At 55.8% G+C, this 22,456-nt stretch carries 24 protein-coding genes and 1 other RNA gene; 18 read left to right on the forward strand and 7 right to left on the reverse strand.

Going from position 1 to position 22,456, the window contains the following annotated elements:
• Positions 1 to 70 precede the first annotated feature (70 nt).
• On the forward strand, positions 71 to 1,639 hold the full coding sequence (locus AAGR08_RS01470; RefSeq protein ID WP_345829830.1) for a methyl-accepting chemotaxis protein: 1,569 nt from the start codon (positions 71 to 73) through the stop codon (positions 1,637 to 1,639).
• A gap of 69 nt (positions 1,640 to 1,708) precedes the next feature.
• Here the strand turns inward: AAGR08_RS01470 and fbp are convergent, their stop codons facing one another.
• Positions 1,709 to 2,716 (reverse strand): class 1 fructose-bisphosphatase, encoded by a 1,008-nt coding sequence (fbp, locus tag AAGR08_RS01475; RefSeq protein ID WP_097095910.1) that lies wholly within the window; start codon positions 2,714 to 2,716, stop codon positions 1,709 to 1,711.
• A 166-nt stretch (positions 2,717 to 2,882) separates the two neighbouring features.
• Here fbp and mpl point away from each other — a divergent pair, with 166 nt between their 5' ends.
• Entirely contained in the window at positions 2,883 to 4,238 is a 1,356-nt protein-coding gene (gene mpl / locus AAGR08_RS01480) for a UDP-N-acetylmuramate:L-alanyl-gamma-D-glutamyl-meso-diaminopimelate ligase (protein WP_345828176.1), read from the forward strand.
• An 86-nt stretch (positions 4,239 to 4,324) separates the two neighbouring features.
• Here mpl and yjgA read toward each other — a convergent pair whose 3' ends face one another.
• Positions 4,325 to 4,867 (reverse strand): ribosome biogenesis factor YjgA, encoded by a 543-nt coding sequence (gene yjgA / locus AAGR08_RS01485; RefSeq protein ID WP_097095912.1) that lies wholly within the window; start codon positions 4,865 to 4,867, stop codon positions 4,325 to 4,327.
• A 116-nt stretch (positions 4,868 to 4,983) separates the two neighbouring features.
• On the opposite strand from yjgA, the gene pmbA reads away from it, so the two are divergent.
• The 11 genes from pmbA (at position 4,984) to AAGR08_RS01540 (ending at position 14,547) form a co-directional block, all read left to right on the forward strand.
• Complete coding sequence (gene pmbA, locus AAGR08_RS01490) at positions 4,984 to 6,324, forward strand: metalloprotease PmbA (RefSeq protein ID WP_008103558.1); 1,341 nt, start codon at positions 4,984 to 4,986, stop codon at positions 6,322 to 6,324.
• 73 nt (positions 6,325 to 6,397) lie between these two features.
• Positions 6,398 to 6,787 (forward strand): cytochrome b562, encoded by a 390-nt coding sequence (gene cybC / locus AAGR08_RS01495; RefSeq protein ID WP_097095913.1) that lies wholly within the window; start codon positions 6,398 to 6,400, stop codon positions 6,785 to 6,787.
• 254 nt (positions 6,788 to 7,041) lie between these two features.
• Positions 7,042 to 7,380: a glycine dehydrogenase gene (locus AAGR08_RS01500; RefSeq protein WP_097095914.1), complete on the forward strand. Its 339-nt coding sequence runs from the start codon at positions 7,042 to 7,044 to the stop codon at positions 7,378 to 7,380.
• A 17-nt stretch (positions 7,381 to 7,397) separates the two neighbouring features.
• Entirely contained in the window at positions 7,398 to 7,754 is a 357-nt protein-coding gene (locus tag AAGR08_RS01505; RefSeq protein WP_009087404.1) for an SFCGS family glycine-rich protein, read from the forward strand.
• 2 nt (positions 7,755 to 7,756) lie between these two features.
• Positions 7,757 to 8,053: a DUF4312 family protein gene (locus AAGR08_RS01510; RefSeq protein WP_097095915.1), complete on the forward strand. Its 297-nt coding sequence runs from the start codon at positions 7,757 to 7,759 to the stop codon at positions 8,051 to 8,053.
• 59 nt (positions 8,054 to 8,112) lie between these two features.
• Positions 8,113 to 8,889 (forward strand): DUF4311 domain-containing protein, encoded by a 777-nt coding sequence (locus AAGR08_RS01515; RefSeq protein ID WP_007892190.1) that lies wholly within the window; start codon positions 8,113 to 8,115, stop codon positions 8,887 to 8,889.
• Positions 8,890 to 8,901: 12 nt separating this feature from the next.
• Positions 8,902 to 9,549: a DUF4310 family protein gene (locus AAGR08_RS01520; protein WP_097095916.1), complete on the forward strand. Its 648-nt coding sequence runs from the start codon at positions 8,902 to 8,904 to the stop codon at positions 9,547 to 9,549.
• Between the two features lie 91 nt (positions 9,550 to 9,640).
• Complete coding sequence (locus AAGR08_RS01525; RefSeq protein WP_345828182.1) at positions 9,641 to 10,774, forward strand: amidohydrolase/deacetylase family metallohydrolase; 1,134 nt, start codon at positions 9,641 to 9,643, stop codon at positions 10,772 to 10,774.
• A complete protein-coding gene (locus AAGR08_RS01530) occupies positions 10,758 to 11,879 on the forward strand; it encodes a DgaE family pyridoxal phosphate-dependent ammonia lyase (protein WP_345828184.1) in 1,122 nt (373 codons plus the stop codon). Before AAGR08_RS01525 ends, AAGR08_RS01530 begins: the two co-directional genes overlap by 17 nt.
• The gene (locus tag AAGR08_RS01535; protein ID WP_345828186.1) at positions 11,876 to 12,613 is read left to right on the forward strand and encodes a KDGP aldolase family protein; all 738 of its coding nucleotides are present in this window, start codon (positions 11,876 to 11,878) and stop codon (positions 12,611 to 12,613) included. The genes AAGR08_RS01530 and AAGR08_RS01535 overlap by 4 nt, the downstream gene beginning before the upstream one ends.
• A gap of 23 nt (positions 12,614 to 12,636) precedes the next feature.
• On the forward strand, positions 12,637 to 14,547 hold the full coding sequence (locus AAGR08_RS01540; RefSeq protein WP_097097644.1) for a PRD domain-containing protein: 1,911 nt from the start codon (positions 12,637 to 12,639) through the stop codon (positions 14,545 to 14,547).
• 66 nt (positions 14,548 to 14,613) lie between these two features.
• Here the strand turns inward: AAGR08_RS01540 and AAGR08_RS01545 are convergent, their stop codons facing one another.
• Positions 14,614 to 15,513: a LysR family transcriptional regulator gene (locus AAGR08_RS01545; protein ID WP_097095920.1), complete on the reverse strand. Its 900-nt coding sequence runs from the start codon at positions 15,511 to 15,513 to the stop codon at positions 14,614 to 14,616.
• Between the two features lie 129 nt (positions 15,514 to 15,642).
• On the opposite strand from AAGR08_RS01545, the gene AAGR08_RS01550 reads away from it, so the two are divergent.
• A complete protein-coding gene (locus AAGR08_RS01550; protein ID WP_345828189.1) occupies positions 15,643 to 16,344 on the forward strand; it encodes a pirin family protein in 702 nt (233 codons plus the stop codon).
• A 41-nt stretch (positions 16,345 to 16,385) separates the two neighbouring features.
• Here the strand turns inward: AAGR08_RS01550 and dolP are convergent, their stop codons facing one another.
• Genes dolP through AAGR08_RS01570 form a run of 4 tightly spaced genes read right to left on the reverse strand, consistent with a single transcriptional unit; the run spans position 16,386 to position 19,958 of the window.
• Entirely contained in the window at positions 16,386 to 16,958 is a 573-nt protein-coding gene (gene dolP / locus AAGR08_RS01555) for a division/outer membrane stress-associated lipid-binding lipoprotein (RefSeq protein WP_345828191.1), read from the reverse strand.
• Positions 16,959 to 16,972: 14 nt separating this feature from the next.
• On the reverse strand, positions 16,973 to 17,560 hold the full coding sequence (diaA, locus tag AAGR08_RS01560) for a DnaA initiator-associating protein DiaA (RefSeq protein WP_007890352.1): 588 nt from the start codon (positions 17,558 to 17,560) through the stop codon (positions 16,973 to 16,975).
• A gap of 14 nt (positions 17,561 to 17,574) precedes the next feature.
• A complete protein-coding gene (locus AAGR08_RS01565; RefSeq protein ID WP_345828198.1) occupies positions 17,575 to 17,970 on the reverse strand; it encodes a YraN family protein in 396 nt (131 codons plus the stop codon).
• Complete coding sequence (locus AAGR08_RS01570) at positions 17,928 to 19,958, reverse strand: penicillin-binding protein activator (RefSeq protein WP_345828200.1); 2,031 nt, start codon at positions 19,956 to 19,958, stop codon at positions 17,928 to 17,930. Before AAGR08_RS01570 ends, AAGR08_RS01565 begins: the two co-directional genes overlap by 43 nt.
• 62 nt (positions 19,959 to 20,020) lie before the next feature.
• Here AAGR08_RS01570 and rsmI point away from each other — a divergent pair, with 62 nt between their 5' ends.
• The 4 genes from rsmI to mdtI all read left to right on the forward strand — a co-directional run bounded on the left by rsmI (position 20,021) and on the right by mdtI (position 22,432).
• Entirely contained in the window at positions 20,021 to 20,884 is an 864-nt protein-coding gene (rsmI, locus tag AAGR08_RS01575) for a 16S rRNA (cytidine(1402)-2'-O)-methyltransferase (RefSeq protein WP_345828202.1), read from the forward strand.
• Positions 20,885 to 20,917: 33 nt separating this feature from the next.
• An RNA gene (gene rnpB, locus AAGR08_RS01580) (RNase P RNA component class A) lies at positions 20,918 to 21,296 on the forward strand.
• A 469-nt stretch (positions 21,297 to 21,765) separates the two neighbouring features.
• The gene (gene mdtJ, locus AAGR08_RS01585) at positions 21,766 to 22,116 is read left to right on the forward strand and encodes a multidrug/spermidine efflux SMR transporter subunit MdtJ (RefSeq protein WP_097095926.1); all 351 of its coding nucleotides are present in this window, start codon (positions 21,766 to 21,768) and stop codon (positions 22,114 to 22,116) included.
• Positions 22,103 to 22,432: a multidrug/spermidine efflux SMR transporter subunit MdtI gene (mdtI, locus tag AAGR08_RS01590; RefSeq protein WP_097095927.1), complete on the forward strand. Its 330-nt coding sequence runs from the start codon at positions 22,103 to 22,105 to the stop codon at positions 22,430 to 22,432. The genes mdtJ and mdtI overlap by 14 nt, the downstream gene beginning before the upstream one ends.
• Positions 22,433 to 22,456 lie beyond the last annotated feature (24 nt).

Consider the following 22,456-nt stretch of genomic DNA (forward strand, 5'->3'; position numbering starts at 1 on the left):
CACTGCCGATAATCTCTCCGTTTTAGGGCCAGCGGATTTCTGCCTTTTCGTGCAAACGGGGACAATCATGATCAAAAAGCTATCAATTCGTACTGCATTACTCACGCTCCTGGCTTTTATGACGCTGCTGTTATTGGTGGTAAGCGCCATGGGCATTTCTGCTATTAACTCTGGCAATCAATCACTTGATACCATTAATCGTATTCAGGGGATTGAGTTGAACAGTTTGTACCAAAGCAATGCCGATCTGATGCGCGCGCGCGCGAGCGCAGCATTGGCGGTGCGCAAAATTGAAATTGGCTTACTGGATGAAGGCAGCAGCGTCACCAAACAGGCGCAGGCGGATGTGGCAAGCTCTCAGCGCCATCTCAACGCCTTTATTGACGCGGGAACGGTGACGGCGCAGGGAAAAACCCTCGCCGATGCCGTGGCGGCGACGTTTGCGGCGTATCACAAGGGCGCGATTATGCCGATGATGGATGCGCTGGAAAAACAGTACACCGATGAGTATTACCAGGTGCTGGAGGGCAATCTTTCGACGCTAGCGGGCAACTATGCCAAAGCCGTCAATGACTTTAGCCTCTACGCCGACGGCATCTCCGCTGCCCGTCTGGCGCAGGCGGCGCGCAATGAAACGCAGATGAAGATCATGATTGGTGTAGCGATGGCGCTGACATTGCTGCTGATCGCATTGGCCTGGGAACTGTTGCGTCGTTTACTGCTACGGCCGCTCGATGGTGCGATTCAGCATCTTGAGCAGATTGCCGCGGGCGATTTATCGCAGCCGCTGCCTGAAGCCGGGAAAAATGAGCTGGGCCGTCTTAATCAGGCGCTGGCCAACATGCAGCAGGCCCTGAGCAGCTCGGTGAGCTCGGTGCGTGAAGCCAGCTTGCAAATTGACGTGGGCAGTCGCGAGTTAGCGGCGGGCACCGTGCATCTTTCCCAGCGTACCGAAGAGTCCGCCGCCTCGCTGGAGCAAACCGCCGCCAGCATGGAGCAGCTGACGGCCACCGTGCGCCTCAACGCCAGCAATGCCAAAGAGGCCAATCAGCTTGCCAGCAATGTATCCGACAGCGCCGATCGCGGTGCCGAAGTGGTGGGCTATGTGATGGAGAAAATGCAGGAAATCACGCAAAGCTCTAACCGTATTGGCGACATCCTCAGCGTGATTGATGGCATTGCCTTCCAGACCAACATCCTCGCCCTGAACGCGTCGGTCGAAGCGGCACGAGCCGGTGAGCAAGGGCGCGGTTTTGCCGTGGTCGCTAATGAAGTGCGCTCGCTGGCGGGTCGCAGCGCAACTGCGGCCAAAGAGATTCGTGAGCTGATCGCGGAATCGCAATCGCGCGTAAAAGAGGGCAGCGACATGGCTACGCGCGCGGGTGAAACCATGGATGAAATCTCCAGCGAAGTGATGCGCGTGACCTCGCTGATGAAAGAGATTTCCATCGCCTCGCAAGAGCAGAGTCGCGGCATTGAGCAGGTGAATCAGGCGGTGACGCAGATGGATGAAGCAGCTCAGCAAAACGCCGCATTGGTGGAAGAAGCCAGCGCCGCTACGCAATCGCTGGAAGCGCAGTCGCAGCAGTTGCAGGATTCGATGGCGCATTTCCGCGTGGTTGCTGCTCTGCCTTCGTAAGGAGGCGCATTCATACGCAGCAATAAAAAGCCCGCACGGAGGCGGGCTTCATTGCATCAGGCTGGCAACTTACGCTGAATGGTCGTCCGGGTACTCACGGATAAAGCGTTCAACGTCGCCTACCATCGCATCGTTGCCGCAGAAGAACGGGCAGCGCTGGTGCAGCGTTTCTGGCTGGATATCAAGGATGCGATTGGCACCGTCGCTGGCTTTACCGCCCGCTTGCTCAGCGAGGAAGGCCATTGGGTTGCATTCGTACAGCAGACGCAGCTTGCCTTGCGGATGGCTGGCGGTGCTTGGATAAAGATAGATGCCGCCTTTCAGCAGGTTACGATGGAAATCGGCCACTAATGAACCAATGTAGCGCGAGGTATACGGACGCTTGGTGGCGATATCTTCTTCCTGACAGAACTTCAGGTATTTCTTCACGCCCTGTGGGAAGCGAATGTAGTTACCTTCGTTAATCGAATAGGTGTAACCCTTCTCTGGGAAGGTCATGCGCTCGTGGCTCAGGCAGAACACGCCGAGTGACGGATCGTAAGTAAACGCATGCACGCCCACGCCAGTGGTATACACCATCATGGTCGAGGAGCCGTACACCACGTAACCGGCCGCAACCTGCTTGTTGCCCGGCTGCATAAAGTCGGCTTCGGTAATCGGCGTGCCAGGCTCGCTGATACGGTGATAGATGGAGAAAATGGTACCCACGGAGACGTTAACATCGATATTCGAAGAACCATCCAGCGGATCCATCAACACCACGTATTTGCCATTCTCTGAACCTTCAAAGATGACAAACTCATCTTCTTCTTCCGAGGCGATACCGGCCACCACGCCACGCGCTTTCAAAGCGGCTTTCAGCTTTTCGTTAGCGAACAGATCGAGCTTCATCTGCTGCTCACCCTGCACGTTTTCCACGCCGCTGGCACCCAGAATATCCACCAGACCCGCTTTATTGATGTCGCGATGGATAATTTTAGCGCCAAGCTTAATGGAAGAAATCAGCGCCGTCAGTTCACCTGTGGCGTGTGGAAAGTCGTGTTGCTTCTCGACGATGAATTCGCCTAACGTTTTCATAACACATTCCCTGAATCTACGATGGAGTGGCAGCAGCTGTAACAAGCTACCAACGTATGAGCGCAGTTTAGCCGATTGAACTTTAAAAACCATAGTCCTAATCCGTTTCTTCCCTCTCAACTCGGCGTTACACTGTGCGCCGAACTTTTGAGTAATGGATCTCTTTATGCGTATTCACATCCTCGGGATTTGTGGCACTTTCATGGGTGGCCTGGCGATGCTCGCGCGCGCGCTGGGACATGAAGTTACCGGCTCAGACGCCAATGTCTATCCGCCGATGAGCACGTTGCTGGAACAGCAAGGCATTGAATTAACTGAAGGTTACGACGTTAGTCAGCTTAATCCGCAGCCGGATCTTGTGATCATTGGCAACGCAATGACGCGCGGTAATCCGTGTGTGGAAGCGGTACTGGAACGGAACATTCCTTACCTTTCTGGACCGCAGTGGCTACACGATTTCGTGCTGCGCGATCGTTGGGTGCTGGCCGTTGCCGGAACGCACGGTAAAACCACCACAGCCGGCATGGCAGCGTGGATTCTCGAGGCTTGCGGCCTTGAACCGGGCTTCATCATCGGTGGTGTGCCAGGAAACTTTGAGGTTTCGGCAAAATTAGGAAAAAGTCCATTCTTCGTCATCGAAGCGGATGAGTACGACAGCGCGTTCTTCGACAAGCGTTCCAAATTTGTGCATTACTGCCCGCGCACGCTGATCCTCAACAACCTCGAATTCGATCACGCCGATATCTTTGACGATCTGCGTGCGATCCAGAAGCAGTTCCATCACTTGATCCGCATCGTGCCGGGCCAGGGCAAGATCCTGCTGCCGGAACACGACAACAACCTCAAGCAGGTGATGGCGATGGGCTGCTGGAGTGAGCAGGAAACCGTGGGTGATAACGGTCACTGGCAGGCGAAAAAGCTCACGCCTGACTCCTCACATTGGGAAATCTGGCTCGATGGCGAGAAAGTGGGCGAAGTGAACTGGGCGCTGGTTGGCGAACACAACATGCATAATGGTCTGATGGCGATTGCAGCTGCCCGCCATGTCGGTGTGAAACCGGTGGATGCCGGTGAAGCGCTGAGCAGCTTCATTAATGCCCGTCGTCGTCTTGAACTGCGCGGTGAAGTGAATGCCATCAAAGTGTATGACGATTTTGCTCATCACCCTACGGCGATTCTGGCCACGCTGGCGGCGCTGCGCAGCAAAGTGGGCGGCACGGCGCGCATTCTGGCGGTACTGGAGCCGCGTTCCAACACCATGAAAATGGGCGTGAGTAAGAATGAGCTGGCGCCTTCTTTAGGGCGCGCAGATGAAGTGTTCCTGTTCCAGCCGCACCATATTCCGTGGCAGGTTTCCGATGTGGCGGAAGCGTGCATCCAACCGGCGCAGTGGAGCGCGGATATTGATACGCTGGTCGAGATGGTGGCGAAAAAAGCCCAGCCAGGCGATTCGATTCTGGTAATGAGTAACGGCGGGTTTGGTGGCATTCACCAGAAACTGCTGGAGCGGTTAGGGCGCTGATTTAGCGGTGGCCATCAATGGCCACCCTATAACGGCACATCGTAAGGTCGGCATTCATGCCGACCTTTTTCATGTCCGCTGAAAACTTACGCTTCTGCCAGCTCGCGCAAATACTGGAAAATCTGGCGTGCAGATTTTGGTGGCTTATTGGTGGCTTTCTCTTTCTGCGCGTTACGGATCATGCTGCGCAGCTGCTGGCGATCGGCGTGCGGGTAGAGGTTAAACACTTCGGCTACCGCGTCATCACCCTGCTCGATCAAACGATCGCGCAAAATCTCAAGCTTGTGGAACAGCGCAACCTGCTGGTTGTGACGGTTCTTCAGCTTATCCAGCGCCTGACGAATCGGATCTTCATCGCGTGCGCGCAGCATCTTACCAATCAGCTGCAGCTGACGGCGACGGCCTTCTTTCTTGATGCGCTGCGCCAGTTCAATCGCGTCGCGCAGCTGTTCGTCGAGGGGGATTTTGTCGAGGGAGTTTTTCCCCAGGTCAACTAACTCGGCACCAAGGCGTTTCAGCTCTTCGGCATCGCGTTTAATTTCGCTTTTGCTGACCCAGATAATCTCTTCATCTTCTTCGTCATTATTATCCGGCACATCGTCGAGCCAGTCTTCGGGCTGCTTGGTCATCTCTTGGCTCCCTAAAAAAAAGAGGCTAATCCTACCAGTTTATCGGGCGACTGCGAAATTGTTCTCTGAGTCTGATAGACTCAATTCATTCATACTTAAGATTAGACGGCAGGTCGATGAACGTATCTACTCAGGTTGCAGAACAACGTAAAGTGTTGGAACAGGCTGTCGCGCAGGCGTTGGAATTGGCAAAAGCCAGCACCGATGGCGCTGAAGTGGCGGTCACGAAAACCACCGGCATCGGCGTCAGCACCCGCTATGGCGAAGTGGAAAACGTCGAATTCAACAGCGATGGTGCGCTCGGCATCACCGTCTACCATCAAAATCGCAAAGGCAGCGCTTCATCAACCGATCTTAGCCCGGATGCGATCAAACGCACGGTGCAGGCGGCGATCGATATTGCGCGTTACACCTCGGTTGATCCTTTTGGCGCCCCTGCCGATCCCGAACTGCTGGCATTTGAAGCGCCGGATCTCGATCTCTACCATCCATGGGAGATCGATGCCGATCGCGCGATCGAACTGGCGGCGCAGGCGGAACAGGCTTCATTGCAGGCCGACAAGCGCATCACCAATACCGAAGGCGGCAGTTTTAATAGCCACGTCGGCATTAAAGTTTTCGGTAACAGCCACGGCATGTTGCAGAGCTATTGCTCGAGCCGCCATTCGCTCTCCAGCTGCGTCATTGCGGAGCAGGACGGCAATATGGAGCGCGATTACGCGTACACCATTGGCCGTTCATTTGACGATCTGAAAAGCGCGGATTGGGTCGGTGCAGAGTGCGCGCGTCGCGTGCTGGCACGTTTGGCACCGCGCAAGCTCTCCACCATGAAAGCGCCTGTTATCTTCGCGCCGGAAGTCGCCACTGGCCTGTTTGGCCATTTGGTTGGCATGATCAGCGGCAGCAGCGTCTATCGTAAATCCACCTTCCTGCTGGATTCACTCGGCAAGCAAATTCTGCCGGAGTGGCTGACGATTGAAGAACATCCGCATCTGCTGAAAGGCCTGGCCTCCACGCCGTTCGACAGCGAAGGCGTGCGCACCCAGTCGCGAGACATCATCAAAGACGGCGTGTTGCAAAACTGGTTATTGACCAGCTATTCGGCGCGTAAGCTGGGCTTGCAGAGCACCGGCCACGCGGGCGGCATCCACAACTGGCGCATCGCCGGACAGGGCCACAGCTTTGACGACATGCTGAAGCAGATGGGCACCGGTTTAGTGGTAACCGAGATGATGGGTTCCAGCATCAACGGCATGACCGGGGACTATTCCCGCGGTGCGTCAGGTTTTTGGGTCGAAAACGGTGAGATTCAATATCCTGTGAGCGAGATCACAATCGCCGGAAACCTCAAGGATATGTGGCTCAATATGGTAACTGTCGGTAACGACATTGAAACGCGCAGCAATATACAATGCGGTTCGGTGCTGCTGCCGGAGATGAAAATCGCCGGACAATAAGAGTCATCGCTTTCTGAAAGCAGCCCATGAGGCTGCTTTTTTTTTCGCCCGACAATAATAAAAGGAAATACCAATGCGTAATAAGCATTTGATCGCAATGTTGTCTTTGTCGCTGTTGTTCTCCTCGGCTAGCGTATTTGCGGCCGATCTGGAAAAAGATATGGATACGCTTAAGGATGGTCTGAGCGTGGTGAAAAAAACCTCTGACGCGCAGGAAATGCACACCGCGCTGGGCAAGATGCGTCAGGCGGCAACGGATGCGAAGCAATCTACGCCGGAAAAACTGCAGGGGCAGCCGGCCGATAGCGCGCAGATTAAGGATTTTCACGCCGGTCTGGATTCACTGATTGCACAGATCGATGTGGTTGATCAGCTGGCGCAAGCCAACAAACTGGACGAAGCCAAAACCGAAGCGAAGAAACTGGAAGATATTCGCAACGCCAACCATAAGAAATTCCGCTGATAAACCGGCCAGCCCTGCGGCTGGCCTTATTGTTTCCTGCCGCCTCTCCGTTTTATCCCGCATAAATCCATCATTTTTCGCATTTTGTGACCCATTTCGCACACTTCGTGCGTCCTGAGATCTGGCGCACACTCGCCCGCGCTATTTCCACTTCCAGGTGGAAAAGAAGCGTCTCAACAGCTTTAAGAGGAACGCGTAACTTTCTTAACAACAAGAATTATCTGTAATTGTCCGCTGTAAACAGGAGTAACAAGGTGAGGAGTGAAGCTGTCCCACTGAAACAGAGCACGCCGGAGGCAATTCAGGCACTGGCGGATAAGGTGATGAGCCAAATAGCGGCGATTTACGCCGCGCACCATATTGAGGCCAATGCCGTTCAGCAGCAGATGTTGGCGTCACATGTACGGGCTATGGCATCGCGATCGCTTACTGGCGAAGCGTTACCGGATGTTGAAGCTGAATTGTTTGAAGATATCTCGCCAGAAACCATGGCGCTGGCGCAGCAGGTCGTTGATCTATTTGGCAATCTGCCAAAAGAAGAAGCCTGGCTGTTATCCGTCCATATCGAAGTGGCGAAATCGAACGAAGCATGAATTGCGAGGAAATGAACATGGTAACTGTAGTGATTGGCGATCGTCTGGGTAAAGGTCAGAAAGTGGCTGCGGGTATTGAGAAAGCCGGTGGCCGTGCGGTGGTGGTGCCGGGCGTGGCTGCTGACATGAAGCTGGGCGATGTGATGAAAGCGGAAAATGCCGACTTCGGCATCTCCTTCTGCGGCAGCGGCGGCGCTGGCGCCATCACTGCGCAGAACAAATATGGTTACAAAGCCAAACACGGCATGCGCTCTATCGATGAAGGCGTTACCGCCATCAACGAAGGCGCCACCGTGCTGGGCTTCGGCTTTATGGATAAAGAAGAGCTGGGTGAGCGGCTGGTACAGGCCTGGAATAAAAAACACGGCAGCTAAGTATGAAACAGCAATACGAGATGCAGGTAAAGGTGCAGGGCAAAGGCGAGAGTAAAGCAAAAGCCTTTGCCGATGCGCTGAGCAGGGTGCAGCAGCAAGTGCTGCGCACCAGCCAAAAGATTCTGTTGCGCATTGAACCCATAGATGTGCGGGTGCTGCGCGCGCAGGAGAGCGTGCGAAGGGAGAAGTTTCTGTTCTTTTTCCTCGCGCGCGAGCGACGGAGTTACAGCGTTGAGCTGGAAATTACCGTTAGCGTCACCGTGATCGACACCGAGAAAGTTGAATTTACGGCGACCTAAAAGAACTGCCCGGCATCGCACTGTGTTGGGTAAAAAAACGACAACAAAGGGTCAACAACATGTTTTTAATCATTTTGTTTAAGTCGTTAATCATTGGCGGATTGGTTGGCGTTGGGGTAGGAGCGGGCGCAGCGCGCATGTTCCACGCACCAACCACCCAAGGTATGGGCGCGTTCCGTACCCTGGGTGAACTCAATTCCTGCGAAGGCGATCCGGCATCGCACTTCTCCTTTGGTCTCGGCTTCTTCTTTAACGCCTGGGCATCATCCGTCGCAGCAGGTTCTTTCACGCAGGACGTCGATCACCGCATTCTGCCGAACTGGGGCGCGGCCGCCTTGATGGTGAAAAATCGCAACGTAGCGGAAACGTTGCACAACCCGAAACGCATGGCGATTGCCTGCGGCATCATCGGCATGATCGTGGTGGCCTTCCTCAATAGCACCGCCTCAGCGGTTCCTGCGGCACTGCAGGTTACGGCAGTGAAAGTGCTGGTACCGGCAGCGAATCTGTTGGTGAACACCGTAATGCCGGTGATCTTCTGGCTGGCGGCGATTGATGCCGGTAAGAAATCAGGCTTCTGGGCCACCATTTTTGGCGGTCTGGCGCAGTTGATTATGGGGAACGCGGTGCCAGGTTTGGTGCTCGGTATTCTGATTGGTAAAGGCGTGGAAGAGAGCGGCTGGAATAAGGTCACTAAAGTGATGATGTTCGCCATCGTGCTGCTGTTTGCGTTAAGCGGCTTCTTCCGCGGATTCGACATGAAACTGCTGCAATCCTTCCAGCTGGGTATTCCGGGCTGGCTGGATATGATCCACAACAGCGTCAGCGGCAAATAAGGAGCCATCAGCATGAACGAGAACGTAAACAAAGGGTTCTGGTACGCCGACTGGTCTTTCCCGATTTTTGTCGGTTTGCTCTCTTCCGGCGTATTTGCCGGTACGCACATGTATTACCTGTATGGCATTGGTGCCTTCAACGAAGTGGCGTTTGTTTCGATGCTGCGTTCCGGTATGGAAACCGGCGTGTATGGCGCGGTAGCGGCGTTTGGCGCCAGCTTCCTGTTCGCACGCATTATCGAAGGTTCGCTGGTGGGGATTCTCGATATTGGCGGTGCGATCCAGACTGGCGTCGGCCTCGGTGTGCCTGCGCTGCTGCTGGGTGCCGGTATTGTTTTCCCGGTGGCGAACTTCGCCGCGTCGTTGGCAACCGGTTTGGTGGTGGGTTTAGCGATTGGATATCTGATTATTCTGGCGCGTAAGTTCACCATTAACCAAAGCGACTCCACCTACGGTGCGGACGTGATGATGGGCGCGGGTAACGCTTCAGGTCGCTTCCTGGGGCCGTTGATTATCCTGTCTGCGATGGCCGCATCCATTCCTATCGGCCTGGGTTCGTTGGTGGGCGCGCTGCTGTTCTACCTGTGGAACAAGCCGATTACCGGCGGCGCAATTCTGGGTGCCATGGTGCTGGGCGCGCTGTTCCCGATTTCGCTGTAATGCGGCTGATTGGACGGTCGCCATTAATGGCGACCCTACATGTTGGGTGCGCATTCATGCGCACCTGAAAAATCGCAGTAAAGGAGTGAGCATGTTTGATCTGATTCTGCGCCGCGCACGTCTGTGCGACGAACAGCTGGTGGATATAGCCATCCAGCACGGCAAAATTGCCGCCGTCGGTGAAGTGAATGGCACGGCGCAGCAGGAGCGCGATTTGGCGGGGCGCTTCTACGTGAGCGCTGGCTGGATTGATAGCCACGTGCACTGTTATCCCAAATCCCCGATTTATCACGATGAAGCCGATAGCATTGGCATGGCGCAAGGCGTCACCACGGTGGTTGATGCGGGCAGCACCGGCGCGGATGATATCGACGACTTCTATCAGCTCACGCGTACGGCAACCACCGAAGTTCGCGCGCTGATTAACATTTCCCGCACCGGCATTGTGACGCAAAACGAGCTGGCCGATATGGCGCAGATCGATGGCGATGCGGTGGTGCAGGCGGTAAAACGCCGTCCCGACTTTATCGTTGGCCTGAAAGCGCGCATGAGCAGCAGCGTAGTGGGCGAAAACGGCATTCAGCCGCTGGTGCGCGCCAAAGCCATTCAGCAGGCAGCAGGCAATCTGCCGCTGATGGTGCACATCGGTAACAATCCGCCGGTGCTGGAGGAGATTGCCGATCTGCTGACCTCCGGCGACATCATCACGCACTGCTTCAACGGCAAACCGAACCGTATCTTGTCTCCGCAGGGCGAGCTCAAAGCCGCAGTGAAAAATGCCATCGCGCGTGGCGTGAAGCTGGATATCGGTCACGGCAGCGCCAGCTTCAGTTTTGCAGTGGCACGCGAGGCGATCGCGCAGGGCATTCTGCCTGACACCATCAGCTCCGACATTTATTGCCGCAACCGCCTCAACGGACCGGTGCATAGCCTGGCGCACGTGATGTCGAAATTCTTCAGTATTGGCATGACGCTGCCGCAAATTATTGCGTGCGTCACCGCCAATGCCGCCGCTGGCCTGCGTCTGGCGGGCAAAGGGCGTTTAACCGAAGGTTATGACGCCGACCTGACCATTTTTACCGTCAAAGAGGAAACCCGCTCGTTCGTCGATGCTGAAGGCGACCAGGTTTTGGGTGAACAACATTTGCTGCCGCAGGCCGTAGTTATCGGCGGTCACTGGCATCTGACTGATGAGGGGAAAGCCAATCATGTCTTCGATTTATGAAAAATATGACCTGAAACAGGTCATCAACGCCTCGGGCCGCATGACGATTTTAGGCGTGTCCACGCCGTCCACGGATGTGGTTGACACCGTGAGCTACGGTCTGAATCACTATTTCGAGATGAAAGATCTGGTCAACAAGACCGGCGCTTACATCGCCACATTGCTGGACGTGGAAAGCGCAGTAGTGGTGTCCTGCGCCTCGGCGGGCATCGCGCAGAGCGTGGCGGCGGTGATCGTTAAAGACAACGACTGGCTGCTGGAAAATCTGCACGCCGCGCCGCTTAACGTACCGCACGATATCGTGGTGCCAAAAGGGCACAACGTGAACTTCGGCGCACCGGTCGGCACCATGGTGGCGCTGGGTGGTGGTCGCCTGATCGAAGCGGGCTACAGCAACGAATGTTCGCCAGAGCAGCTGGCGGCGGCGATCACGCCCACCACCGCGGCACTGATGTATATCAAATCGCACCACTGCGTACAGAAAAGCCATCTGAGCGTTGAGCAGGCGGCCGTCGTGGCGCGCAAACACGGTATTCCCCTGATTGTGGATGCCGCAGCTGAAGAAGATTTGCAATGCTATTACCAAATGGGCGCTGATTTAGTGATTTACAGCGGTGCCAAGGCGATTGAAGGGCCAACCAGCGGTCTGGTGATTGGCCGCACGCAGTACGTTGAGTGGGTGAAACGTCAAAGCAACGGCATTGGCCGCGCGATGAAAGTCGGCAAAGAGGGCATCCTCGGCCTGACGCAGGCAATTGAAAACTATCTGGTACAGCCAAAAACCAGCGGTGCCGAGATGGTGGCTAACATGACGCCGTTTATCGACAACCTCAACACGCTGAACGGCGTGAGCGCGCGCGTGGTGTGGGATGCGGCAGGGCGCGATATTGCGCGTGCCGAAATCAAGTTCGATGAAGCGGTCACCGGCTGGCCGACCGGCGAGCTGGTACAGGCGCTGAAAACCGGCGACATCGCCATCTATTTCCGTGGCTACAAAGCCAACGAAGGCATTATCGAAGCCGATGTGCGCAGCGTCAGCGCCGATCAGCTGCACATCATCTTTAGCGCTATCCAGGCGTTGATCAGCGGAGGAAAACGCGCATGAGTCTGAACCCGAATTTCTATCAGGATCGCCTGTGCCTTAACGTACTGGCCGGTTCCAAACAGAATGCCAAAGAAATCTGGCAGGCGGCCGAAGGGCATGTTTTGGTCGGCGTGTTATCGAAAAACTATGCCAGTAATGAAGACGCGATTGCCGATATGCGTGAGTATGTGGCGCTGATCGACAACGCGCTGTCGGTTGGGCTGGGCGCGGGCGATCCCAATCAGTCGACGATGGTGAGCGAGATCTCGGCGGTGCTGCAGCCGCAGCACGTTAATCAGGTGTTCACCGGCGTGGCGACCAGCCGCGCACTGCTCGGCCAGAGCCAAACCGTGGTGAACGGATTGATTTCACCCACCGGCACGCCTGGCATGGTGAAAATCTCCACCGGACCGCGCAGCTCAAAGAACGCCGACGCGATTGTGCCGATCGACAGCGCCATCGCCATGCTGCAGGACATGGGCGGCAGCTCGGTGAAATACTTCCCAATGGGCGGCCTGAAGGCGGTGAATGAGTATCGCGCGGTGGCGGAAGCCTGTGCGCGTCACGACTTCTGGCTGGAGCCAACCGGCGGCATCGATCTTAACAACTTCGAAGAGATTGTACGTATTGCGCTCGATGCAGGCGTAAGCAAAGTGATCCCGCACGTCTACAGTTCGATTATTGATAGCGCAAGCGGCGACACGCGCATTGACGACGTGCGTCAGCTTCTGGCAACGTGCAAGAAACTGCTGTAACAAATGAGTAACAGGTGAGCTCCGTGAGATTTCCCAATCAGCGTCTGACCCAGCTTTTCGCTGCGCTGCAAAATGAAACGCTGCCGCAGGATGAGCTGGCACGCCGCTTTTCCGTTTCGACGCGCACGGTGCGCACCGATATCACCGCGCTGAACGCGCTGCTGGAGCAGCATGGCGCGCAGTTTGTGCTGGCGCGCGGCGCGGGATATCAACTCAAAATTGATGATGCGGCGCGCTTTGGCCGGCTGCAGGAAGAGAGCGCCACGCCGCTGCGCGTGCCGCGCACCTCGCAGGAACGCGTGCGCTACCTGCTGACGCGGTTTCTCACCGCCGCTTATTCCATCAAGCTGGAAGATCTGTCGGAGGAGTGGTTTGTCAGTCGCGCCACGCTGCAAAGCGATATGGCGATCGTTCGCGAATGGCTCGGCCGCTATCACCTCAATATCGAAACCAAACCGCATTACGGCATGAAGCTGTTTGGCAGCGAGGCGGCGATCCGCACCTGCTTAACCGATTTGCTGTGGCAGATTGATCAGGAAACGCCGGACAGCCCGCTGCTGACGGTGGAGGCGCTACACAGCGGCATTCTGGCGCAGCTCGAGCCCTTGCTGCAACAGTGCTTTGCCCAGCACGCGATTCGTCTCAGCGATGAAGGCGATCGCTATCTGCAAATTTACTGCGCGGTGGCGGTGCGACGTATCAGCGAAGGCTTTCCCCTCAACGATCCGGGTGCGGAAGATGTGGGCGATGAGGTGCGCGAGGCGGCTCACGATCTGGTTAATCTGATGCGTCCGCTGGTCGGCAAGCCAATTTCGCAGGCGGAAGAGAACTGGCTGCGCGTTAACATCGCCGCGCGTCAAATTCAGGCGCTGGCACCCAGCACCATCAATGCCGATGATGCTGATGCGCTGGTCGATTACCTGCTGAATTACATCAACACCCATTATAACTATCGGCTGCAGCACGATGAGCAGCTGCGCGCCGATCTGCTCACCCATATCAAAACCATGATCACCCGGGTGCGCTACCAAATCCACATACCTAATCCGCTGTTAAGTAACATCAAACAGCACTATCCCATGGCCTACGATGTGACGCTGGCGGCAGTTACCAGCTGGGGCAAATACACGCCTTACACCATCAGTGAGAACGAGATCGGTTTTCTGGTGCTGCACATCGGCGTCGGGCTGGAGAGGCATTATGACGTTGGCTATCAGCGCCATCCGCAGGTGCTGCTGGTGTGTGACAGCGGTAACTCGACGCTGCGCATGATTGAAGCGCTGTTGCTACGTAAATACCCCCAGCTGGTGGTAACGGCGCGGCTGTCGCAGCGTGATTACGAGCTACGAGAGCAAATCGACGAAGATTTCGTGATTTCTACCGCGCGGTTAACCGAGAAGAACAAGCCGATTGCCGTGATGTCGCCTTTCCCCACCGAATTCCAGCTGGAGCAGGTAGGCAAGCTGGTGCTGGTGGATCGTACGCGGCCCTACATGCTGGAGAAGTACTTCGACGCGCAGCACTTTATGGTGCTGGATAAGCCCATGGCGCAGGCGGATCTGTTCCGTTTACTGTGTCAGCAGCTGGAGAGCGAAGGCTATGTTGATGCGGATTTCAATCCGTCGGTTGAGGAGCGTGAAGCGATTGTCAGCACGCTGCTTGGCGAAGGTATCGCGCTGCCGCACTCACTGGGGTTGCTGGCAAAGAAAACCGTGGTGTATACGGTGCTGGCGCCGCACGGTGTTAGCTGGGGCGAAGAGACGGCGTCGGTGATTTTCCTGCTGGCCATCAGTAAGAGTGAATACGAAGAGGCGATGGCGATTTACGATCTGTTCGTCACTTTCCTGCGTGAAAGAGCGACAACGCGGCTACGCGATTGCGCGGATTTTATCAGCTTTAAAGCGGTGGCGATCGATTGTTTGAGCCGGTTGTGATGGTTATGCGGCGTTTGACCCGGTCGGCATAAATGCCGGCCCTACAAAACCGCGCGACGTGCAATCCTACCCGCGCTTCGCCAATAATCTCGGAATCTCACGCAAACACCATGATTTCGCCTCACCCATGCTGTCGCGGCGCCACGCCATAATGATGTCTACTTCGCGCGTATATTCCGCGCTCACCACGCGTAAACGGCCTTCTGCGATATCTTGTTCCACCATCGGATACGGCATGGTTGCAACGCCCAAACCTGCCAACAGCGCGCGGCGTTTGTCATCCATGTTGCTTACCGTTAGACGCTGCTGTTTATCCAGCAGCTGTACCGTGAGTACCGGGCGTTCACGCGCAGTGTCTGCCACCGCAATGCCGCGGTATTTCACGCGCGTCACTTCTGACAGCGGCTCGGCTTCCTGATGAATCGGGTGATCCGGGCTGGCAACATACACACTCATAACGCTGTAGAGCTTGCGGGTGTTGATCTCGGTAGAAGCGCGAAAATGCATATCCGGGGCGATAACAATATCTGCGCGCCCCTGTTCCAGGCGCTCCCAGGCACCCGCTAATACTTCGGTGATTAGCGAAATCTGGGTATTGGCTTTTTCTGACAGCTTATCCACCAGCGGAAACAGACGTTCGGTAGGAACCAACGCTTCGGCAACGATGGTGAGATGCGTCTCCCAACCGCGCGCCAGCGCTTCAGCATCGGTGGTGAGTTTATCGGCCGCTTCCAGCAGTACGCGACCACGCTCCAGCAGCATACGTCCCACGTTGGTGAACTTGGTGCGGTGGCCGGAGCGGTCAAACAGCACCACATCCAGCTCCTCTTCCAGCTTCTGCATGGTGTAGCTCAGCGCGGAAGGGACGCGACCCAGTTCATCGGCCGCGGCGGCAAAACTGCCACGACGGTCAATAGCATCCATCACACGTAAAGCTTCCAGGGTTAACGCGCGGTCTTTTGCCATCCCGATTCTCTGTCAGTAAATTTGAACATGCCAGGCAGATTAACTGGCTTACAATCCGGCGTCCAGACTTTTACCATGATCCTATTAAGCCTGCGGTCGAATCTCACCGCAGCGCCTCGGAGGATTATCATGATGACAACCCGCTGCGCGTCCGCATGTGGCCAGGCCGATTTCGGTTGGTTGCAGGCGCGTTACAGCTTCTCGTTTGGCCACTATTTTGACCCAAAACTGATGGGCTATGCTTCGTTGCGCGTGCTTAACCAGGAAATCCTGGCACCGGGCGCCGCCTTCCAGCCGCGCAGCTACCCGCAGGTTGATGTGCTCAATCTGGTGTTGCAGGGTGAAGCAGAGTATCGCGATAGCGAAGGCAATCATCTTATCGCCCGGGAAGGCGAAGCGATGCTGCTCTCTACGCGCCCGGGCGTGAATTACAGTGAAATCAACATCAGTAAAGATCGCCCGTTAACCCGCATGCAGCTGTGGTTAGCGGCATGTCCAGAACGTGAAAATCCGCTGTTACAAAAGCGCGAGTTACCGCAAAAAACCAGCGTGCTGATTGCGTCGCCCGATGGCGCGGATGGCAGCCTGCAGCTTCGCCAGCAAGTGTGGGTGCATCAGGTGACATTAGCGCCGGGCGAGCAGCATACGGTGAAATTGCACGGGCCGCGCGCTTATTTGCAGTCGATTCATGGTTCGCTGGATGTGCAGGCGAGTAGCGCGCAGCAGCAGCCGCTCAGCTGCGGTGATGGCGCGTTTCTCAGAGATGAACACCACATCAGCCTGCAGGCCAGAACGCCGCTGCGCGCGCTGGTGATTGATCTTCCGGCATAAAAAAGGGCGACCAAAGTCGCCCTGATGATGTGCTTTAACGCTTACTTGAGAATCGTGAACGCCGTAGTGACGTGCTTCACGCCGCTCACACGGCTGGCAACATCGGCCGCCGCCTTCGCTTCTTCTGGCGTTACCAGACCCAGCAGGAACACTTCACCGTTCTCTGTGGTTACTTTCACGTTAGAGGATTTCACCTGATCGCTGCCCAGCAGCTGCGAGCGAATTTTGGTGGTGATCCAGGTATCTGACGACGAGGTGCCGAAGCTGACTTTCTGGCCGCTACGGATTTCGTTATACACCTCGGTGGCGCCATCCACGCCCATTGCAATCTGTTTAGCTCGGCTTGCCAGATCCGGCGTTGGAGACTGACCCGTCAGCAGCACTTTGCCCTGATAGGCTGTCACCACTACGCGCGCCTGGCTTTTGATTTGTTCATCTTTTGCCAGTGCGTTAGTTACGCGCAGCTCCAGCGTCCCGTCATCCACCTGCGTGCCCACGGTGCGCGGGTCGGTGGCGGTTTTCGTGGCCACGGCGGCACTGCCAGCAACCACGGCGACACAGCCTTGCAGCAGCATGGCGGTTAATAGAATGGCGACAGCGTTCAATGCTTTCATTTGAGCTCCTTCAGTCATTCCTGGTGTGGGAATAAAGTGTTATCAATCAAATCGCACAGGCAGTTCAGGGTCAGCATATGCATTTCCTGAATGCGAGCACTGCGATGTGATGGAATGCGAATTTCCACATCATGCGGACCGAGCAGGCCCGCCAGCTCGCCGCCGTCATGGCCGGTTAGCGCAACGATGGTCATATCGCGAGTAACCGCAGCTTCAACCGCTTTGACAATATCGCGGGTGTTACCACGGGTAGAAATGGCCAGCAGCACATCGCCAGCCTGCCCAAGCGCTCGAACCTGCTTGGCGTAAATTTCGTCATGCAGACGATCGTTACCAATCGCTGTCAGCATGACATTATCCGCACTCAGCGCCAGCGCCGGCAGGCTTGGGCGCTCCGTCTCAAAACGGTTAATCATGCTGGCGGCAAAATGCTGCGCGTTGGCGGATGACGCACCGTTACCGCAGCTCAGGATTTTGTTACCGTTCAGCAGCGACTGCACCAGCGTCATCGCCGCACGAGAAATCGCATCGGGCAGCGCTTCGGCTGCGGCGATTTGTGTCTGAATACTCTCGGTAAAACACGCTTTAATTCTGTCCTGCACAAGACCACCTGGTTCTATCCATCGGCATTAAAGGCATCGGGTAGCCACTCCAGCTCACGCCCGGTAATGGCAATGATGTCAAAACGGCAATTCACCGTATCAAAACTGCCGCCGCGTGCCAGCAACCAGAGCGCGGCAGCACGCAGCAACTTTTGCTGTTTCTGGCGCGTCACGCTGGCGGCGGCTCCGCCGTAGCGCGCATCGCGCCGATAGCGCACTTCAACAAATACCCAGCAATCGGCATCGCGCATAATCAGGTCAATTTCCCCGCCGCGACAGCGCACATTGCTGGCGAACCACTGCAGCCCGGCGCGCTCCAGATAGCGGCGCGCCAGTTGTTCCTGCTCAGCGCCAATGCGCTGACGATTTACTGCACCGGAACGATCTGTCCCTGACGATACTGGTTCCATGCCAACTTCCTGTTGATCACGCAATCCGCGTCGGCGTTCAGCTTGCCGGTGTTGCCATCAATGGCAAAGCCTGGCACCTGACGCATCTGGTTAAAGTGATTCGCCAGCGTCCAGGCATCAATGCCCATCGCGTAAAGACGAACCAGCGAATAGTCGTTGTTAAACGACTTTGCCGCCTGCTGCATCAGGCCAGGATTATTGCCAGACAGCAGCGGAATATCACTGAACTGCAGGCCATCCATCTCCAGACGGAAATCCGGGCCAGCGCCAGCCTGGGCACTGCGCGAGCTGGCGTAAAGTGCAGTATTGCTGCGGCTGCTGGTGCGCATCGCAATCATTGGCTTGATCAGCTGCAGCTCATCCTGACTGGCGACAATATAGACAGCATCAACGCTGCCGCCGCTGGTATCCGCCACAGGCGCCGGTGTGCTGGTTTGTGGCGCAGGAATCGTCAGGCCGGCAATCGCTACGCTCTGTGATTGATCAGGCTCGACGTTCAGCGGAGTACCGCTTAACGCAATACCCGCACCGCTGTTGATGCCTTGCTTCAACTCCGCGACGCCGCCAAAACGCTGCTGCAGCACGGTTGACCCCCCCAGCTTTTGCCACTCTTGCGCAAAGGCTTTGCTGATGCGATCGCCATAACTGCTGCGCGGTACCAACAGCAAGGGCTGACGTTTGCCCTGCTCGTAGATATGGTGCGCGGCATCGCGCGCTTCGTCTTCAGGAGAAAGCGCAAAATAACAAATATTCGGATGGTTCTGGATTTGTTCCGGCTCATTCAGCGCCAATACGTTAAGCGCTGTTTGGCTGTTCACCACTTGTTCCACGTCGTTTTTGAGCAGGGGGCCAACCACCAGCGTGGCGCCATCCTGCTGGGCCTGCTGCATGACCTGGGCAATGGGCTGGCTGCTGGTGTCATACACTTTCACCTGCGCGCTGCTGTCGCCCTGGGCTGCTGCCGGTTGAGCGGCGGGTTGCGGCTGTTCCGTTTGCTGCGGTGTGTTACCCGCCATCGCCGGGCTCACCACGCTATTCGCCTCGGCATTCGCGTCTGTAGCCGGTTGGGCATTATTATCGGCCGCAGCAGGCGCGGGCGCTGCTTGTGGTGCCGGAGCATTCAGCACGCCGTTACGCGCGTCCGTAAAGCCTTTCTGAATCGCGCTCGCAAATACCTGCGCCTGGCCGTTAAGCGGCAGCAGCAACGCAATGGTGTTGGTGGAGGCTTTGGTGAAATTCTGCACCTGGCTCAGCTGGGTTGGCAGCGTTTTTGCGCCTGGGTTCTGCGGATATCGCGTCTGCCAGTCCTTTATTGCGGCTTTCAGCATTTGCGGATCCTGGCTATTGGCCCGCCAGGTGTTCAGCAGATCCAGCCAGCCCTGCAGCGTATTTTCATCCGCATTGATCACCAGACTGTTGATCTGATCCTGGGTCATCTGCGTCAGCGCTTGCCAGGTGGCATCGATATTGCTTTGATGATCGGCCGCTTTGAGCAGCGGTTCCTGTGCAATATAGGCGCGCAGCAGCGCGAGCGATGGACGATTCTGCGCTGCGGCAATTTGCAGCGCGTAGTAGCGCACTTGTTGATCCTGCGACAGATCGCCGGTTTTCACCTGGCCAAGTAACTGTTGCGCGCCACCGAAATCCTGCTGACCAATCTGCATCTGCGCACGCAGCAGCAGCAGTTCTTGCTGTTGCACATCGCTGAGCTGTTGCGGTAGTTGTTTCAGCTGATCGGCGGCCTGTGGATATTTTCCTTCCTTCAACAGGGCACGGATGGCAAGTAATTGCCAGTCGGTCTTGCTATCATCGCTGCTTTGCTGCACCTGTTGCAGATAATAGTCAGACCGGCCAGTCGCAGGACCCTGAATATTGACGTTAGAGGTTTGTTGCGGTCCCTGACCACTACAAGCGGCTAAAATCAGCCCAGCGAGAAGAACAGGTACTAAGCGTCCTGCTTTATGACGTACGACTTTTGAAGGAAGCATACTGTATCCAGTGATGTTTTTTTCAAGATGCTCAATATTAAATCGGCAATTCGGATGAAACAATGAAACAACTCGATCGGGCAGAGATTTCTGCCAGCACGCTCTATATCGTTCCTACCCCGATCGGTAACCTGGGTGATATCACTCAACGAGCGTTGACGGTGCTCTCAAGCGTCGATCTAGTCGCAGCGGAAGATACACGTCATACCGGGCTGTTGCTACAACATTTCGCCATCAATGCGCGACTCTTCGCACTTCACGACCACAACGAACAGCAGAAAGCCGAGGTGCTGTTAGCCAGGCTGCAAGAAGGCCAGAGCATTGCGCTGGTTTCCGATGCGGGCACGCCATTAATCAACGATCCGGGCTACCATTTGGTACGTCGCTGTCGTGAAGCCGGCGTGCGCGTGGTGCCATTGCCCGGTGCCTGCGCGGCGATTACAGCATTAAGCGCGGCGGGGTTACCGTCCGATCGTTTCTGTTACGAAGGGTTTCTGCCGGCCAAAAGCAAAGGGCGCTGTGATGTGCTGCGTGCGCTAGGTGAAGAGACGCGTACGCTGATTTTCTACGAATCCACCCATCGCCTGATTGATAGCCTGCAGGATATGGTCAGCGTGTGGGGTGCCGAACGTTACGTGGTGCTGGCGCGCGAGTTGACCAAAACCTGGGAGTCACTGCACGGTGCGCCGGTGGGCGAGCTGTTGGCGTGGGTGCTGGAAGATGAAAACCGTCGCAAGGGCGAGATGGTGCTGATTGTTGAAGGCCATAAAGCGGATGAAGAAGCGCTACCCGCTGAAGCGCTGCGTACTCTGGCGCTGCTGCAAAAAGAGCTGCCGTTAAAGAAAGCCGCTGCGCTGACGGCGGAAATTCATGGCGTTAAGAAGAACGCGCTCTATAAGTACGCGCTGGATCAGCAAGAGGCGTGACAAACGGCGGCGGATCGCCTATTATCCCGCGCCGAAGCTGACCAGACAGTCGCCGCTTTGTCGTCGTCCTCTTTCGGGGGGAGACGGGCAAAGGGGAGGAAAGTCCGGGCTCCATAGGGCAGGGTGCCAGGTAACGCCTGGGGGGCGCAAGCCTACGACCAGTGCAACAGAGAGCAAACCGCCGATGGCCCAGTAATGGGATCAGGTAAGGGTGAAAGGGTGCGGTAAGAGCGCACCGCGCGGCTGGCAACAGTTCGTGGCACGGTAAACTCCACCCGGAGCAAGGCCAAATAGGGGTTCACAAGGTACGGCCCGTACTGAACCCGGGTAGGCTGCTTGAGCCAGTGAGCGATTGCTGGCCTAGATGAATGACTGTCCACGACAGAACCCGGCTTATCGGTCAGTTTCGACTTTTTTCAACACAAAACCCGCTTCGGCGGGTTTTGTGTTTTCTGGGGACCGATCGCGCGAGCTGTCAGACTGCCACCAACGGTTCCCTCTCCCATTGGGAGAGGGCTAGGGTGAGGGTATTAATGCGCGAAAAATTACGTAGTCTCGCCCACGTAAAGAAATGAAAATCTCGCAAAACATTATTACGGCTATGCCAGAATATGCGGGTGTTTAACTACTGAGGACAAATTTAATCCACACTGACGAGAAGCAACAACGTGGATAAGTTGTAATTTTATGGACAAAATGTTTGCGCCAATTAACGCTTATATCTCTTCTTCTTTTCCTGAGTCAAACTGCCCAATCTGCGATCAGCACTGGCGCTTCGCGCTATAGTTCCGTTCTCTCCTTTTCTGATTTTTTAATTTAACTTTGCTAACACGCTTATTTTTGGCGTGGACGGCGTTTATTTCTCGTTCAGGAGAGAAATCATGTTGTATTGGATTTTATTAGCGCTGGCGATCGCCGCGGAAATTATCGGTACTGTCTCAATGAAATGGGCCAGCGTTAACGGTGGCAATGCCGGTTATATTTTTATGCTGGTGATGATTGCACTCTCATATATTCTCCTCTCTTTTGCCATTAAGCGTATTGCGCTTGGCGTGGCGTATGCCATGTGGGAAGGCGTAGGTATTCTGTTCATTACGCTGTTTAGCGTGCTGCTATTCGAGGAAGCTTTATCTGCGGTGAAAGTCGTCGGGCTTTTGACATTAATCGCTGGCATCGTCTTGATTAAAACGGGCACGCTGAGTCGTAAGGAGCTGCGCCATGGCAACGTTTAATGGGCTGCATATCGCATGGTTGGCGCTGGCGATTGGGCTGGAGATTGTCGCCAATATCTTTCTGAAATACTCCAATGGCTTCCGCCGTCCCCTTTATGGCGTGTTATCGCTGGTTGCCGTGCTGGCGGCGTTTAGCGCGCTGGCGCAGGCGGTGAAAGGCATCGACCTGACCGTCGCCTACGCGCTGTGGGGCGGATTGGGATTAGTTGCTACGGTAGCGGCGGGTTGGATTTTATTCGGCCAGCGACTGAGCCGCACGGGTTGGCTGGGTGTGGCACTGTTATTAATCGGTATGGTGCTAATTAAGTTCGCATAATAACTTACCGGCGCACAATCCACC

The organism is Pantoea sp. BRR-3P (assembly GCF_039621635.1).
Classification (GTDB): domain Bacteria; phylum Pseudomonadota; class Gammaproteobacteria; order Enterobacterales; family Enterobacteriaceae; genus Pantoea; species Pantoea floridensis.

What these genes read in the sequence shown, in the direction of transcription:
- dolP (WP_345828191.1), bottom strand. Translation starts at nt 16,958, where the DNA reads ATGAAAGCATTGAACGCTGTCGCCATTCTATTAACCGCCATGCTGCTG.
- AAGR08_RS01535 (WP_345828186.1), top strand. Translation starts at nt 11,876, where the DNA reads ATGAGTCTGAACCCGAATTTCTATCAGGATCGCCTGTGCCTTAACGTA.
- AAGR08_RS01520 (WP_097095916.1), top strand. Translation starts at nt 8,902, where the DNA reads ATGAACGAGAACGTAAACAAAGGGTTCTGGTACGCCGACTGGTCTTTC.
- fbp (WP_097095910.1), bottom strand. Translation starts at nt 2,716, where the DNA reads ATGAAAACGTTAGGCGAATTCATCGTCGAGAAGCAACACGACTTTCCA.
- AAGR08_RS01515 (WP_007892190.1), top strand. Translation starts at nt 8,113, where the DNA reads ATGTTTTTAATCATTTTGTTTAAGTCGTTAATCATTGGCGGATTGGTT.
- AAGR08_RS01545 (WP_097095920.1), bottom strand. Translation starts at nt 15,513, where the DNA reads ATGGCAAAAGACCGCGCGTTAACCCTGGAAGCTTTACGTGTGATGGAT.
- AAGR08_RS01550 (WP_345828189.1), top strand. Translation starts at nt 15,643, where the DNA reads ATGATGACAACCCGCTGCGCGTCCGCATGTGGCCAGGCCGATTTCGGT.
- AAGR08_RS01505 (WP_009087404.1), top strand. Translation starts at nt 7,398, where the DNA reads ATGGTAACTGTAGTGATTGGCGATCGTCTGGGTAAAGGTCAGAAAGTG.
- cybC (WP_097095913.1), top strand. Translation starts at nt 6,398, where the DNA reads ATGCGTAATAAGCATTTGATCGCAATGTTGTCTTTGTCGCTGTTGTTC.
- AAGR08_RS01525 (WP_345828182.1), top strand. Translation starts at nt 9,641, where the DNA reads ATGTTTGATCTGATTCTGCGCCGCGCACGTCTGTGCGACGAACAGCTG.
- mpl (WP_345828176.1), top strand. Translation starts at nt 2,883, where the DNA reads ATGCGTATTCACATCCTCGGGATTTGTGGCACTTTCATGGGTGGCCTG.
- mdtJ (WP_097095926.1), top strand. Translation starts at nt 21,766, where the DNA reads ATGTTGTATTGGATTTTATTAGCGCTGGCGATCGCCGCGGAAATTATC.
- AAGR08_RS01530 (WP_345828184.1), top strand. Translation starts at nt 10,758, where the DNA reads ATGTCTTCGATTTATGAAAAATATGACCTGAAACAGGTCATCAACGCC.
- AAGR08_RS01510 (WP_097095915.1), top strand. Translation starts at nt 7,757, where the DNA reads ATGAAACAGCAATACGAGATGCAGGTAAAGGTGCAGGGCAAAGGCGAG.
- rsmI (WP_345828202.1), top strand. Translation starts at nt 20,021, where the DNA reads ATGAAACAACTCGATCGGGCAGAGATTTCTGCCAGCACGCTCTATATC.
- AAGR08_RS01570 (WP_345828200.1), bottom strand. Translation starts at nt 19,958, where the DNA reads ATGCTTCCTTCAAAAGTCGTACGTCATAAAGCAGGACGCTTAGTACCT.
- AAGR08_RS01565 (WP_345828198.1), bottom strand. Translation starts at nt 17,970, where the DNA reads ATGGAACCAGTATCGTCAGGGACAGATCGTTCCGGTGCAGTAAATCGT.
- yjgA (WP_097095912.1), bottom strand. Translation starts at nt 4,867, where the DNA reads ATGACCAAGCAGCCCGAAGACTGGCTCGACGATGTGCCGGATAATAAT.
- mdtI (WP_097095927.1), top strand. Translation starts at nt 22,103, where the DNA reads ATGGCAACGTTTAATGGGCTGCATATCGCATGGTTGGCGCTGGCGATT.
- pmbA (WP_008103558.1), top strand. Translation starts at nt 4,984, where the DNA reads ATGAACGTATCTACTCAGGTTGCAGAACAACGTAAAGTGTTGGAACAG.